The organism is Brevundimonas sp. GW821-FHT09G01 (assembly GCF_059416065.1).
The window spans coordinates 47108-60820 of the sequence record NZ_JBWKOL010000002.1; the positions used below are offsets into that span (position 1 = coordinate 47108).

General features: G+C 70.4%; 13 protein-coding genes. 1 reads left to right on the forward strand and 12 read right to left on the reverse strand.

What is annotated here, in order from left to right; genetic code table 11:
- The first annotated feature begins 39 nt into the window (after window positions 1-39).
- Window positions 40-522, forward strand: coding sequence for a hypothetical protein (locus tag AC07NB_RS04975; protein WP_494571163.1), 483 nt, complete (start codon window positions 40-42; stop codon window positions 520-522).
- 139 nt (window positions 523-661) lie between these two features.
- Here the strand turns inward: AC07NB_RS04975 and AC07NB_RS04980 are convergent, their stop codons facing one another.
- From AC07NB_RS04980 to AC07NB_RS05035, 12 genes are all read right to left on the reverse strand, one after another.
- On the reverse strand, window positions 662-1771 hold the full coding sequence (locus AC07NB_RS04980; protein ID WP_494571164.1) for a mechanosensitive ion channel family protein: 1110 nt from the start codon (window positions 1769-1771) through the stop codon (window positions 662-664).
- A gap of 39 nt (window positions 1772-1810) precedes the next feature.
- On the reverse strand, window positions 1811-2902 hold the full coding sequence (murG, locus tag AC07NB_RS04985) for an undecaprenyldiphospho-muramoylpentapeptide beta-N-acetylglucosaminyltransferase (RefSeq protein WP_494571165.1): 1092 nt from the start codon (window positions 2900-2902) through the stop codon (window positions 1811-1813).
- Window positions 2903-2966: 64 nt separating this feature from the next.
- The gene (locus AC07NB_RS04990; RefSeq protein ID WP_494571166.1) at window positions 2967-3272 is read right to left on the reverse strand and encodes a hypothetical protein; all 306 of its coding nucleotides are present in this window, start codon (window positions 3270-3272) and stop codon (window positions 2967-2969) included.
- Between the two features lie 75 nt (window positions 3273-3347).
- A complete protein-coding gene (locus AC07NB_RS04995) occupies window positions 3348-4529 on the reverse strand; it encodes an FtsW/RodA/SpoVE family cell cycle protein (protein WP_291839505.1) in 1182 nt (393 codons plus the stop codon).
- Window positions 4526-6025 (reverse strand): UDP-N-acetylmuramoyl-L-alanine--D-glutamate ligase, encoded by a 1500-nt coding sequence (gene murD / locus AC07NB_RS05000; protein WP_494571167.1) that lies wholly within the window; start codon window positions 6023-6025, stop codon window positions 4526-4528. The genes AC07NB_RS04995 and murD overlap by 4 nt, the downstream gene beginning before the upstream one ends.
- Window positions 6026-6029: 4 nt before the next feature.
- A complete protein-coding gene (mraY, locus tag AC07NB_RS05005; RefSeq protein WP_492313772.1) occupies window positions 6030-7139 on the reverse strand; it encodes a phospho-N-acetylmuramoyl-pentapeptide-transferase in 1110 nt (369 codons plus the stop codon).
- 4 nt (window positions 7140-7143) lie between these two features.
- Complete coding sequence (locus AC07NB_RS05010) at window positions 7144-8535, reverse strand: UDP-N-acetylmuramoyl-tripeptide--D-alanyl-D-alanine ligase (RefSeq protein WP_494571168.1); 1392 nt, start codon at window positions 8533-8535, stop codon at window positions 7144-7146.
- On the reverse strand, window positions 8528-9985 hold the full coding sequence (locus AC07NB_RS05015; RefSeq protein WP_494571169.1) for a UDP-N-acetylmuramoyl-L-alanyl-D-glutamate--2,6-diaminopimelate ligase: 1458 nt from the start codon (window positions 9983-9985) through the stop codon (window positions 8528-8530). Before AC07NB_RS05015 ends, AC07NB_RS05010 begins: the two co-directional genes overlap by 8 nt.
- The gene (locus tag AC07NB_RS05020) at window positions 9982-11700 is read right to left on the reverse strand and encodes a peptidoglycan D,D-transpeptidase FtsI family protein (RefSeq protein WP_492313774.1); all 1719 of its coding nucleotides are present in this window, start codon (window positions 11698-11700) and stop codon (window positions 9982-9984) included. The genes AC07NB_RS05015 and AC07NB_RS05020 overlap by 4 nt, the downstream gene beginning before the upstream one ends.
- Complete coding sequence (gene ftsL / locus AC07NB_RS05025; RefSeq protein ID WP_494571170.1) at window positions 11697-12137, reverse strand: cell division protein FtsL; 441 nt, start codon at window positions 12135-12137, stop codon at window positions 11697-11699. The genes AC07NB_RS05020 and ftsL overlap by 4 nt, the downstream gene beginning before the upstream one ends.
- Window positions 12134-13087 carry a 16S rRNA (cytosine(1402)-N(4))-methyltransferase RsmH gene (rsmH, locus tag AC07NB_RS05030; protein ID WP_494571171.1) on the reverse strand — a complete coding sequence of 318 codons (954 nt, stop codon included), beginning with the start codon at window positions 13085-13087 and terminating at the stop codon, window positions 12134-12136. The genes ftsL and rsmH overlap by 4 nt, the downstream gene beginning before the upstream one ends.
- Window positions 13084-13569, reverse strand: a complete 486-nt coding sequence (locus AC07NB_RS05035; RefSeq protein ID WP_494571172.1) for a division/cell wall cluster transcriptional repressor MraZ — start codon at window positions 13567-13569, stop codon at window positions 13084-13086. The genes rsmH and AC07NB_RS05035 overlap by 4 nt, the downstream gene beginning before the upstream one ends.
- Window positions 13570-13713 lie beyond the last annotated feature (144 nt).

Genomic DNA, 13713 nt, shown 5'->3' on the forward strand with positions numbered 1-13713 from the left:
GTACTCGCGGCGCGGTCAACGTCCGGTTACGATGGCGGGATGAAACATCTCCTGCTGAAGGCCGCCCTGACCGCCGCCCTGCTCGCGACCTCGGCCCTTCCCGGCCAGGCGCGGGACGGCGACGAGGGCGAGCACCGCTTCGTCCTGATCAGCGTCGGCCGGTTCGCCGTGCTGGCCGACATGGTCTCGCTGGAGCGCGACGGCGAGGCGGTGCGCCTGCGCGCCTTCCAGGTGACGGAAGAGGATTTCCACGTCGGCGACCAGGCCTATTGGGGCGGCTGGTCGTGGTGGCGGTTCGACTGCGCCGCCCGCACGGCGGACCGGCTGGACTTCGCCGCGGTGAAGGCCGGCGGCGCGGAAGGCCCCGCGACGCCCGACCCCGCCCCGGCCTATGACGCCGTGCCGGGCGGCGATGCGGCCGAACTTCTGGCCGCCGCCTGCGCCCCGGACTCGGTCGGCCCCTACGGCGTCCGGACGCTGGAAGACGCGGTCAGCGTCGGCCGCGAGGCTTTGGCTCAATAATTTCCGCTCATCCCGGCGAAAGCCGGGACCCAGTCCTGTCCAGCTTGGCGCGAGCGTTTCCGGACTGGGGTTAGGAGCCATCCGCCATAATCACATCACCCAAATCACTGGGTCCCGGCTTTCGCCGGGATGAGCGGATTTATGAGATCCGATCTTCACCCAGCCCCGCATTCAGCTGCCGCTGCTTCGGCAGGGCCTCCGGGCACTGGTCGCGCATGAAGGCCAGCATCTTCTCGCGGATCTCGCAACGCAGATCGAAGGCGGTCGGCGCGTTGCGGGCGCTGGCCAGGCAGCGGATCTGGGCGACCCGGTCGGTGACGTCGGTGACCTGCAGATTGACCACGTCGCCATCCCAGTAGGCGCTGGCCCGGCAGATGCGCTCCAGCTCGGTCCGCAGCCGGTCGATCGGCGCCTCATAGTCCACGTACAGGAAGGCCGAGCCGATCAGCCGGGCCGTCTCGCGCGTCCAGTTCTGGAACGGCTTGGAGATGAAATAGCTCAGCGGCAGGATCATCCGCCGCCAGTCCCACAGCTTGACCACCACATAGGTCGAGGTGATCTCCTCCACCTGCCCCCATTCGCCCTCGACGATCACGGCGTCGTCCAGCCGGATCGGCTGGGCCGTGGCGATCTGCACCCCCGCGATCATGTTGGTCAGCAGCGGCTGCAGCGCCAGGCCGGCGATGATGCCGACCACCCCCGCCGAGGCCAGCAGGCTCATGCCCCACTGCCGCACCGCGCCGATGGTCATCAGCGCCAGCCCCAGGGTCACGATGGCGATCAGCAGGGCCGCCACACGCTGCAGGATGCGCGCCTGCGTCACATGCTTGCGGGCGATGAGGTTGTCTTCCTCGGCCATGTTGAAGCGGCGCAGATAGACCACCGCCCACATGTCGCTGGCCCCGATCAGCATCCAGCCCAGCGTCAGGATGAAGCCGAACCACAGGGTCTGGCGGATCACCAGCGACGGGCCGGGATCCAGCGGAGAGATGGTCACCGCCAGCGCCATGGCCGCGATCATCACCGCGATCCGCACCTTCAGCCGCGCCCGTCCAACGGACCCCCGCCAGAACAGGCTGCGGTTCTTCACCGCCAGCTGCAGCAGCCAGAACACCAGCTGGTTCGCCGCCCAGCCGATGAAGACGCAGCTGACGACGATCACGCTGATCACCACCCATTCGGGCAGCCAGTAGAACTCCCGCCACAGACGGAAGACCTCGTGGGTCAGATCGGTGATGAAGGTCGGCATGGTGAAGCTGTAACGCGCGAAGCCGTCGATCAGAACCGTTCAGGTGATCGCGGCGGCTTCCACCATGTCCGCCAGGTCCGCCGTCGCGTCCGGCAGGGCGGCGGAGCGGGCCCCGGCGCTCATGGCCCTCAGGCGGGCGGGGTCGGACAGGATGGCGTCCAGCGCCGCCGTCATCGCCTCCACCGTCACCGCGTCCTCCAGCATCACCTCGGCCCCGCCGGCGTCGGCCAGGCTGGCGGCGTTGAAGCGCTGGTGGTCGTCCATGGCGATCTTCAGCGGGATCAACAGCGACGGCACGGCCGCCACCGCCAGCTCAGAACAGGTCGAGGCTCCGGCCCGGCCGATGACCAGGTGCGCCGCCGACAGGCGGGCGGCCATGTCGCGGAAGAAGGGGGCCACCTCGGCCTCGATCCCGGCCTCCAGATAAATCTGGCGCGCGGTCTCCAGCGTCTCGGGCCGCGACTGCTGCTGCACCTTCAGGCGGCGGCGCAGGGTCTCGGGCAGGGCCGCCAGCGCGCGCGGCGCGGTCTCGGACAGGATGCGCGCGCCCTGGCTGCCGCCGGTGACCAGCACATGGATGGGGGCCTCGCCCGCCGGGGCGACGAAGGGCCGGTCGCACAGGGCGCGGATGTCCGGGCGCACCGGATTGCCGATCAGGGTCACGCGCGCACCCACCGCCTGCGGGACCTTCTGCAGGTTGGGGAAGGACGAGGCGATGGCCCCAACATAGGGCGACAGCCAGCGGTTGGTGCGGCCCAGCACCGCGTTCTGCTCATGCAGCAGGGTCGGGCGCTTCTGGCTCAGCGCCGCCAGCAGGGCGGGCGCCGACGGATAGCCGCCGAAGCCGACCACGACCGAGGCGTCCAGCCGGGTCAGGGCCGCGCGCGCCTGCATCACCCCCTTCAGGATCGCCACGCCGGCCTTGGCCATGCCGATGGGCCCGCGCCCCGTGGCGGCGTCCAGCGCCAGCCGCTCCTCGGCGGGAAAGCCGTGCGCGTACTGCTCGCCGCGATGATCGGTGGCCAGTACGATGCGCCAGCCGCGCCCCGCCAGTTCGCGCGACAGGGCCTCGGCGGGGAACATGTGGCCGCCGGTGCCCCCGGCGGCGACGACACAGACTTTCACCGGCATTCAGACAAGCTGGTCATCAGCCCCACACGCAATCCGCTTCAGGCTCGGATGGCGGGCCTTAGGCTCAGTAAAAGAAACAGGTCACGCCCGGCTGGGCACAGTTGAACTTGTACCAGTCGGAGATCAACAGATCGTAGTCGATACCATTATAGCACCGGTGACGCGTGGTTTCTGTGAAGGCCGTCACCGTGCCCACCGTCGTGCGACGACCCGAGCAGAATTCGACGTAGGTCCCCGCCTGCTCCTGATGCGTCGCATCGGTGTAGTAGTCGATGATGGTCATGTCGCGCGGCAGGGCCGCGCTGGCGGTGGCCGCAAGGGCCGGAATCGCCGCCACGAGCCCGATGATGGAGAGCCTGTTCAGTCGCATTACATCCCCCAATGGTTGTGTCGAAAAACAACCATGGATTCAGAACTCACTCAAGCCGCTCGCGCTGGGTGAGTCCTAAGGCAGGATGCGGCGGCGGGCGCCGAGGGTGGTTCCGGGCTCGTAGGCGCCCGGGCGACGGCGGGTCAGGCTCAGGGCGAAGCCCATGGTCAGACCCATGGCCAGCATAGACGAGCCGCCGTAGCTGATGAAGGGCAGGGTCATGCCCTTGGTCGGGATCAGGTTCAGGTTCACCGCGATGTTGATGCAGGCCTGCAGCCCGATCAGCATGAACAGCCCGGCGGCCGCCACCTGCTCGAACGGGTCGTTCAGCTTCATCGCCAGCCGCATCCCGCGGATGACGATGAAGGCGTACAGGCCGATCATGGCCAGGCTCAGCACCAGGCCGAACTCCTCGGCCCCGACGGAATAGATGAAGTCGGTGTGCAGGTCGGGCACCGAGCGCTTCATCACCCCCTCGCCCACGCCCCGGCCGACCAGCCCGCCCGCCCGGATGGCCTCGGACGCGCGGTCGATCTGGTAGGTGGCCCCGGCGTCGTCCGAGCCGAAGCGGCTCAGGCGGTCGCGCATGTGGCTGAAGGTGAAGAACAGGCCCACGACGCCCGCGCCCCCGGCGGCGGCCAGCGCCATCACCCACTTCAGCGGCACCCCGGCCATGAAGAAGACGGCCATGAAGGTGGTGGTGATCAGCAGGGTCTGGCCGATGTCCGGCTGGATCAGCAGCAGGCCCACGGTCAGGGCCCAGGCCCCGAAAGCGATGCTGACGCCCGGCACCCCCTGCCCCTTCTGCGCCTCGGCGAACATCCAGGCGGCGAAGACGATCAGGCTGGGCTTGGCGAACTCGGACGGCTGCAGGCTGAACGGCCCCAGGTTGATCCAGCGCGCCGCGCCCTTCACCGTGTCGCCGATGAAGGGCAGCAGGGCCATGATGCAGATGGCCCCCAGCAGGACCAGCACCGCGATCCGCCGCACGCCGCGCGGCGACAGCAGGGACATGGTCAGCATCGCCCCCAGCCCCGCGCCCGCGAACACCATCATCCGCCACGAATAGTGGAACGGGTCCGAGATCGACTGGTCGGCCAGGATGGCGGCGGGCGACGAGGCGAAGCTCAACGCCACCCCCAGCCCCATCAACGTCAGGGCCGCGGCCAGCAGGCCCCGGTCCACGGTCCAGAACCACTGCGCCAGCAGGCTCTGGTCGTTGCGCGAGAAGGCGGGATTGTAGCCCTGCTGGCTCATGAGGCGCTCGCGGGGATCGCGCCGAGGGCCAGGACGGCGGCGCGGAACGCCTCTCCCCTCGCTTCGAAGTCAGGATATTGGTCGAAGCTGGCGGCGGCGGGGCTCAGCAGCACCACCTCCTCTCGACCGGTCGCGGTGGCGGCCTCATAGGCCTGCTGCACAGCACTGGCCATGTCGCCGCTGATCCGGTGCGGCGTCTCGCCCAGCCTTGCCGCGAACGGCCCAGCCGCCTCGCCGATCAGGAAGGCCTCGACCACCCGGGGGAACAGGTCCTCCAGGTCGTCGATCCCGCCCGCCTTGGCGCGGCCACCGGCGATCCAGAAGCTGCGGTCGTAGGACATCAGCGCCTGCCGCGCCGCATCCGCGTTGGTGGCCTTGGAGTCGTTGACGAACCGCACCTTGCCGAGGTGACCCACGGTCTCCATCCGGTGCGCGAGACCGGGGAAGGACAGGAGGCCTTCAATCGCCGCGTCATGCGACACCTCGACGGCTCGCGCGGCCGCATAGGCGAAAGCGGCGTTCTGGGCGTTGTGTCGGCCGGGCAGCGAGCGGGCGGCGGTCAGTTCGGCGATGACGTTTCCCGCGACGGTGAGCTGTCCCGGTACAGCCCCCATCTCTCCGCTCATCCCGGCGAAAGCCGGGACCCAGTCCTTTGGAAGATCGGTAAGCGCGGCCTCGCTCGGGTCGCCGTCCCGACGCGCCTGCGCCTCGCTGGACAGCACTGGGTCCCGGCTTTCGCCGGGATGAGCGGATGTGGAGATGCGAACACCCGAAAGGCCTCGGGCCGTCAGTTCATCCACGACCCTGCGACCCCAATCCTCGTCCACCCCGACCAGCGACAGCGCGGCATGGGCGAAGATCCGCGCCTTCGCCGCGACATACCCCTCCATCCCCCCGTGCCGGTCCAGATGGTCCGGGCTGACGTTGGTCAGGATCGCCACGTCCGGCGCGAAGCGTGTCGTCAGGTCCAGCTGATAGCTCGACACCTCGATCACATAGACGGCGTCCTTCGTCGGCGCCGGCAGGGCCAGCACGCCGATGCCGATGTTGCCGCCGACATGCACCGTCAGCCCGGCCTTCTTCAGCACCCAGCCGATCAGGGCCGTCGTGGTCGACTTGCCGTTGGTGCCGGTGATGGCGATCACCGCCGGCCGCTCCCCCTCCGGCAACGCCGCCAGCGCCCGCGCGAACAGTTCGATGTCGCCGATCACCTCGACGCCGGCGGCCTTGGCCTTCTCGACGGTCCAGTGCGGCTTGGGGTGGGTCAGGGGCGCGCCCGGCGACAGCACCAGCGCCGCGAAGCCCGACCAGTCGGCGACCGTCAGGTCCTCGACCGCGAACCCTTCGGCCTCGGCCTGCATCCGGCTGGAGACGCTGTCGTCCCACAGCACCGGCAGGGCGCCGCCCGCCTTCAGCGCGCGCGCGGCCGTCAGCCCCGACCGTCCGAGGCCGAAGACCGCGATCCTCCGCCCTTCGAAGCCGGGAACCGGGATCATCGCGTCAGCGCAGCTTCAGGGTGGCGAGGCCGGCCAGGGCCAGCATGCCCGCGACGATCCAGAAGCGGATCACCACGGTCGATTCCGGCCAGCCCATCTTCTCGAAATGGTGGTGGATCGGGGCCATCAGGAAGATGCGCTTCTTGGTGGCCTTGAAGTAGGCGACCTGGATCATAACCGAGGCGGCCTCGACGACGAACAGGCCGCCGACGATGCCCAGCACCAGCTCATGCTTGGTGGCCACAGCGATGGCGCCCAGGGCGCCGCCCAGGGCCAGCGAACCGGTGTCGCCCATGAAGATCTTGGCCGGCGGGGCGTTGTACCAGAGGAAGCCCACGCCCCCGCCGATCATGGCCGCGCAGAAGATGGCCAGCTCGCCCGAGCCCGGCACGTGGTGCACGCCCAGGTACTGGGAGAAGATGAAGTTGCCGACCAGGTAGGAGATGATGCCGAAGGCGGCCGCCGCCATCATCACCGGCACGATGGCAAGGCCGTCCAGACCGTCGGTCAGGTTCACCGCGTTGGAGAAGCCCACGATCGTGAAGGCGGCGAAGGCCACATAGAACCAGCCGATGTTCAGCAGCACCGCCTTGAAGAACGGGAAGGCGATCGACGTCTCCAGCCCCGGCGAGGTCGGCGACACCGTCATCCAGGCCACGGTCATCACGCCCGCGATCACCGAGACGATCACCTGCGCCACCAGCTTCTGTTTCGAGGTCAGCCCCGCCGAGGTCTGCTTGGTCACCTTGGCGTAGTCGTCGATGAAGCCCAGCACGCCGAAGGCGGCGGTCACGAACGAGACGATCCAGATGTAGGGGTTGGTCAGGTCGCCCCACAGCAGCACCGCCACCGCGATGCCCGCCAGGATCATCAGCCCGCCCATGGTCGGGGTGCCCACCTTCGACAGGTGGGTGACCGGGCCGTCCGAGCGGATCGGCTGGCCCTTGCCCTGCTTGACCCGCATCCAGGCGATGAAGCGGCTGCCCATGGCCACTGCGACGATCATGGCCGTGACCATGGCCAGCGCCACCCGCACCGTCTGGTACTGGATCAGGTGCAGCAGCGGATAGTCCTTCGCCACGTCCTGGAAGTAGAGATACAGCAGATAGAACACGCTCTTATTCCCCCAGCGCGGCGAGAGCCTTCGCGATCAGCGAGGCCTTCGATCCGTTTGATCCCTTGACCATGACGATGTCGCCCGGGCCTGCAAGCGTGGCCGCGTCGGCGGCCAGTTCGGCGGCGGTCTGGCGCCACTCGCCCCGGCGGGCGGCGGGCAGGACGTCGTACAGCCGCTTCATCTCCGGCCCGGCGGCGTGGACCAGGTCCAGCCCGGCGGCGGCGATCGGTTCGGCCAGCCCCTCGTGCAGGGCGTGCGACTGCTCGCCCAGCTCCAGCATGTCGGTCAGCACCACGATCCGGCGGCCGCCCGTCGCGACCGGCCTGGCCCCCAGGCTGCGGAAGCCCGCGGCCATCGACAGCGGATTGGCGTTGTAGCTTTCGTCGATCAGGGTGAAGGCCCCGCCGGGCGCGCGCACGGTGATCGTCTCGCCCCGTCCCGCCAGCGGCCGGAACCCGGCCAGCGCCTGCAGCCCCGTCTCCAGCGGCACGTCCAGCGCATCCAGCATCAGCAGGACGCACAGGCTGTTCAGCCCCCAGTGGAAGCCCGACTGCGCCAGTTCGAAGTCCAGCGGCCTGCCGTAGAGCTCGGCCCTGACCCGCGCCCCGCCCTCGAACGGCTGGAAGTCCAGCAGGCGGGCGTCATGCCCCATGTCGGTCCCGAAGGTGACCAGCCGCGCGCCCAGCGCCCGGGCCCGGTCGCACACGACGCCGGACAGGGCCACGTCGCCGTTGGCCACCGCCGTCCCGCCGGGGACCAGCCCCTCGAAGATCGACGCCTTCTCGGCCGCCACCCCGGCCTCGCCGTCCGCGAAGGCCTCGATATGCACCGGCCCCACCGTGGTCACGCAGGCGGCGTGCGGCCGGACGAATTTCGACAGCGGCGCGATCTCGCCCGGCGCGTTCATGCCGATCTCGAACACCGCCCGTTCCACCGTGCGCGGCATCCGGGCCAGGGTCAGTGGCACCCCGATATGGTTGTTGTAGCTCTTGATCGAGGCGTGGGCCGGCCCCGCCAGGTCGAGGCCCGCCTTGATCGCCTGGGTCACGCTGGTCTTGCCGACCGAGCCGGTGACCGCGCCCCGCTTCACCTGCGGCGCCCGCTCGCGCGAGAAGACGCCCAGCGCCTCCAGCGCATGCAGGGTGTCGCCCGTGATCACGGCCGGGCCGTTGACCGCCCGCTCGACGATCGCGCCGGCCGCGCCGTTGGCGAAGGCCATGTCGGCGAAGTCGTGCCCGTCGCGCGCGCCCTTCAGCGCCACGAACAGGTCGCCCGGAACGATCTCGCGGCTGTTGTAGGTGATCCCGGTCGCCGCGAAGGGGGCGCCGGACAGGCGTCCTCCGGTCGCGGCCTCGATCTCGGCGGACGTCCAGAGGGGTTCGGAATCAGGCATGGATACGCAGGGCTTCGGCGGCTTCGGTGGCGTCGTCGAAGGGATGGGTCACCCCGCCGACGATCTGGCCCTGTTCATGCCCTTTTCCGGCGATCACGACCACATCTCCTTCGCGCATCAGGGCGATGGCGTGGTGGATGGCCTTGCGGCGATCGCCGATCTCCTGCGCGTCGGGACAGCCCTCGCGCACGGCCTTGCGGATCGAGGCGGGGTCTTCCGAGCGGGGGTTGTCGTCGGTGACGATGGCGATGTCGGCCAGACGGCCCGCGATCTCGCCCATCAGGGGCCGCTTGGCCCGGTCCCGGTCGCCGCCGGCGCCGAACACCACGATCAGCCGGCCCGTCGCGTGCGGACGCAGCGCCTTCAGCACCGTCTCCAGCCCGTCGGGCGTGTGGGCGTAGTCGACATAGACCTCGCCCTGCCCTGCGCCGCCCGGAATGCGCTCCAGCCGGCCCTGCGCGCCCTCGATCTTCTCCATCGCCGCCAGCACGCGTCCGGCGCTCTCGCCCGCGGCGATGCACAGGCCCGCGGCGACGAGGGCGTTCGACGCCTGGAAGGCCCCGGCCAGCGGCAGCAGGATCTCGTGTAGTTCGCCCTGCACGTCGATGGTCAGGCGCTGGCCTTCCGGAACCGCCCGGCGGGCGACCAGGGCCAGGTCCCGCCCGCGCTGCCCCACGCCCATCACGCCCAGCCCGGACATGATGCTGGCCGAGGCGAAGCTGGAATAGGCGTCGCTGTCGGCGTTCAGCACGGCGGTCCGGCCGCGCGGCAGCAGGGTCTCGAACAGGCGTAGCTTGGCGGCCCGGTAGCTCTCCATGTCGCCGTGGTAGTCCAGGTGGTCCTGGGTCAGGTTGGTGAAGGCCGCCGCCTTCAGCGTCACCCCGTCCAGGCGGCGCTGGTCGATGCCGTGCGACGAGGCTTCCAGCGCCAGATGGGTCACGCCCTGGGTCGCCAGTTCGGCCAGCAGGCGCGCCGCGTCGGCGGCGTCCGGGCTGGTCAGGCCGGGGCCGGTCAACGCCTGATTAACGTTACCCGACTGTTTCAAAACCCCGAGTGTGCCCATGCTCGCGGAGGTCAGGCCCAGCGCCGCCCAGATCTGGCGGCAGAAGGCGGCGACCGAGGTCTTGCCGTTGGTCCCGGTGACCGCGACGCATTGGGCGGGCTGGGCGCCGTAGAAGCCGCGCGCGGCGATGGCGTAGGCCCGGCGCACGTCGCCGGAGGTGACCAGCACCGGGGCCAGGGCCGCGTCGGTGTCGGCGGGGGCCAGCACGGCGGCGGCGCCCTGCGACAACGCCTGGGGGATGAAGGCGCGTCCGTCGGCGGCCGTGCCGGGCAGGGCCACGAACAGCGAACCGGGCGCGACCTTGCGGCTGTCGGCGGTGACGCCGGTGATCATCGGGTCGGACGACACGTCGCGGCGCAGCAGGTCGGACAGGCGGACGGCGCTCATTGGGGCGCCGCCGGAGCGATGACGGGATCGGCCACGCGGTCGACGCCCAGGAAGCCGGCGATCCGGTCGATGACGCGTCCGACGGTCGGGGCCGCGACCGCGCCGCCCAGCTGCGAGCCCTGGGCCGGTTCGTCGATCAGCACGAACACCACATAGCGGCGGGTCGTGTCTGGACCGTCCGCCGGGAAGACCGAGGCGAAGGAGCCCACGCCGTGACGCGGGTCATAGCGGCCGTTGACCAGCTTGTTCGCCGAGCCGGTCTTGCCGCCGACGCGCAGCCCCTGGGCGTTCGCCGACTTGCCCGAGCCGCGCAGCACGTTGGCGCGCATCAGGTCGCGGATGCTGCGCGAGGTTTCCGGGCTGACGACCTGGCGGCCCTCGGCGCCCGAGCCGCCGCGGCGCAGGGACAGCGGCCGGTAGACGCCGCCGTTGACCAGGGACACCGTCGCCGCCGCCATCTGCAGCGGGGTGATCATGATGCCGTAGCCGAACGACATCGAGGCCCGGGTCGAGTCTTCCCAGTTGGCCGGACGGCGCGGCCGGGCCGACTCGTGCAGCTCGATCGGCGCGGCGTCCAGCAGGCCGAACCGGCCGAAATAGTCGCGCATCACGTCCGGCCCCAGCTCCACCGCCATCCGCGAGGTGCCGATGTTGGACGAGTGCAGGTAGACCTCTTCCAGGCTCAGGATCTTGTTCGTGGCGTGGAAGTCGGTGATCCGGCGGTTGCCGATCATGTAGGGCTGCGAGGCGTCGAACATGGTGTTCATGTCCGCCTTGCCGGTGTCGATGCTGGCGGCGATGGTGAAGGTCTTGAACACCGAGCCCATCTCGTAATGGGCCGAGGTCACGCGGTTCAGGGCGTCGGTCGTCGGCCAGCTGGACATGCCCAGCACCTCGCCGGTGCTCGCGTCGACGACCACGCCCACGGCGCCCTTGGCCCCGACCGCCGAGGCGGCGGCGCCCAGTTCGTTCTCCAGCACGCCCTGCACCCGCAGATCGATCGACAGCGGGAAGCTTTCGCCCCGCGCCCCGGCGGCGCGGATATCGGCATTGAAGGCCAGTTCGGCGCCGGTCAGGCCCTGGCCGCCGCTGTCGGCCACGCCCAGCACGTGCCGCGCCGAGCTGTCCAGCGGATAGACCCGGCGATCCTCGGGCTCGAACGTCACCCCGCCCAGCGCCAGCGCGTGGACGGCGGACTTCTCCTGCGGGGTCAGGCCCGGCAGGGCGATCAGGCGCCGGTCGCCCGCCAGGATGCGCCGCAGCTTGGCCGTCGAGATGCGCGGCAGGGCGCGCTTGATCTGCTGCGCCGCCAACGTCGGGTCCCAGACCTCGCGGGGATCGATGTACAGGCCGTAGTGGGTGATGTTGGTCGCCATCAGCGCGCCGTTGCGGTCGACGATGTCGGCGCGGGCCACGGCGTTCGGATTGGCCGCCGAGCCGATCACCCCCTTGGGCGTCATCAGGGCCGCATGGGCCGCGCCGAGCGCGAGGCAGCAGAACACCGCCGTGAACGCCGAGGCGATCACGAAGATGCGGACGCGGGTGTCTTCCTCGGGCCGGGCGTCGGCGCGGGCGCGGCCGAACGAATGCTCGACCCACCACATGGCCTCGGCCAGCCAGCGCCATGACGGCAGCAGGCGGCGAATGCCGTAGACGACAGGGCGCGGTCCGCGCGGGGCGGCCCGGTCCCAGGCGTGGGGATCGTGGACGCTCATCGCGCGCCCTCCCCCGCCGGAGCGGCGGACGGGGCGGCGGACTGAGCGGCCGGAACCAGGGCCGGGGTCGGGGCGACGATGATCACCGGCTTCGGCTCCGGGATCGGCTGCAGCTGGGCCAGGTTGTCCTCGCTGGCCTGCCGCTTCATGTCGACCGGACCCAGGCCCGCGCCGCGCGACAGGGCCTCCAGCCGGCCCGGCTGCTCCAGCCGCGCCACCTCGGCCTTCAGCAGGCGGACGCGCTGGCCGCTGATGCCGATCTGGCGCTCCAGGTCGGCGATCTCGGCGCTCTCGCGCGCGGCGGCGGCCTTGGCCAGATAGACCGAGAAGATCATGGCCGCGACCATCAGCACGCCGATGATCTCGATCCAGCGGATCCCGCGCACCTTCCAGGCGAACAGGCGGTTGACGCTCCGGGCGACGACCGCGGCGTTCATGCGGCGATCCTCCCCCAGGGGGCCGCGTCGGTGCGGACGGCGGCGCGCAGCTTGGCCGACCGGGCGCGAGGGTTGGCGGCCAGCTCGGCCTCGCCCGCCTCGACCGCGCCCTTGAAGCTCAGGGTGAAGCTGGGCTTGCGTGTCTCGACGGCGACGGGCGCATGGCGCGAGCCGCCCGGCGCATTGCCGGTCCGCTCGGTCAGGAAGGCCTTCACGATCCGGTCTTCCAGCGAATGGAAGGTCACCACGACCAGCCGCCCGCCGGGCGCCAGCGTCGCCTCGGCGGCCTCCAGCCCGGCGCGCAGCTCGCCCAGCTCGTCGTTCACGGCGATGCGCAGGGCCTGGAACACCCGGGTCGCCGGATGGATCGGCGCGCCGCGGCGGCCGCCCAGCGCCTTCTCGACCACCTCGGCCAGATCCAGCGTGCGCTCGAACGGCTTCTCGACGCGGCGGCGCAGGATGGCGGTCGCCACCCGGCCCGACTGACGCTCGTCGCCGTACAGTTTGAAGATATGGGCCATGGGACCGTGGTCCCATGTGTTGACGATGTCGGCGGCGGTCTCGCCTTCATCGGACATGCGCATGTCCAACGGCCCGTCGCGCATGAAGGAGAAGCCGCGCTCGGCCTGGTCCAGCTGCATCGACGACACGCCGATGTCGAACACCACCCCGTCCAGCTTCGCCTCATCCGTCTGGGCGAAGGCGTCGGCCAGCCCGGAGAACGGCGTGCGGATCAGGCGGAAGGTCTCGGGATAGTCGTTGGCCACCGCGTCGGCGTGGGGCTGCACGGTCGGGTCGCGATCCAGGGCGATCACCGTCGCCCCGGTCTTCAGGATGGCGCGCGTATAGCCGCCGGCGCCGAAGGTGGCGTCGATGATCACGTCGCCGGCCCGCGGGGCCAGCGCCTCGATCACTTCATCGATCAGGACGGGGGCGTGCGGCGACGTCATGCGCCCTCCCCGCCCGGACGGCGTCCGGCCAGCAGCGCCTTGCGGCCCGCCTCGCCGCGCTCGCGCACGGCCTGCCGCGCCAGCGCCCGGCGTTCGTCGCGGCGCGCGGTCCAGCGGGCGCGGTCCCAGATCTGGAAGCGCGAGCCCAGGCCGACGATGACCACGTCCTCGCCCAGACCGGCTTCCTGGCACAGGCTTTCCGGCAGGGTGATGCGGCCGCCGCCGTCGTAGGCCAGCGGACGCTGGCCGGCGTAGAAGGTCTCTTCCAGGGCGGTGCGCAGGTCGTCGCCGAAGGGCAGCTCCTCGATCATCGAGACGTACTCGGCCATCAGCTTGTCGCCGCCGGCCTCAAGGCAATCGGACTCGATCGAGAAGAAGCAGAACACGCCGTGCTCGGCGCCGTTGTCGGCGGTGCGGAACTCCTGCGGGATCAGCAGGCGGCGCTTGCCGTCCAGTTGTTTCTCATAGGTCGAGAGAAACACGCCCTGCCCACTCGAGCCCCTGAAGGCCCGCTCCCCTGAATCCCGTTGACGCCAGCCGGCGCACCCACACCCTTACTGAGGTTCTGGGATAGCATGGGATTGAGTGGGTCTCAATGGGATTAGTTGACGATCGTTAACCGTCAG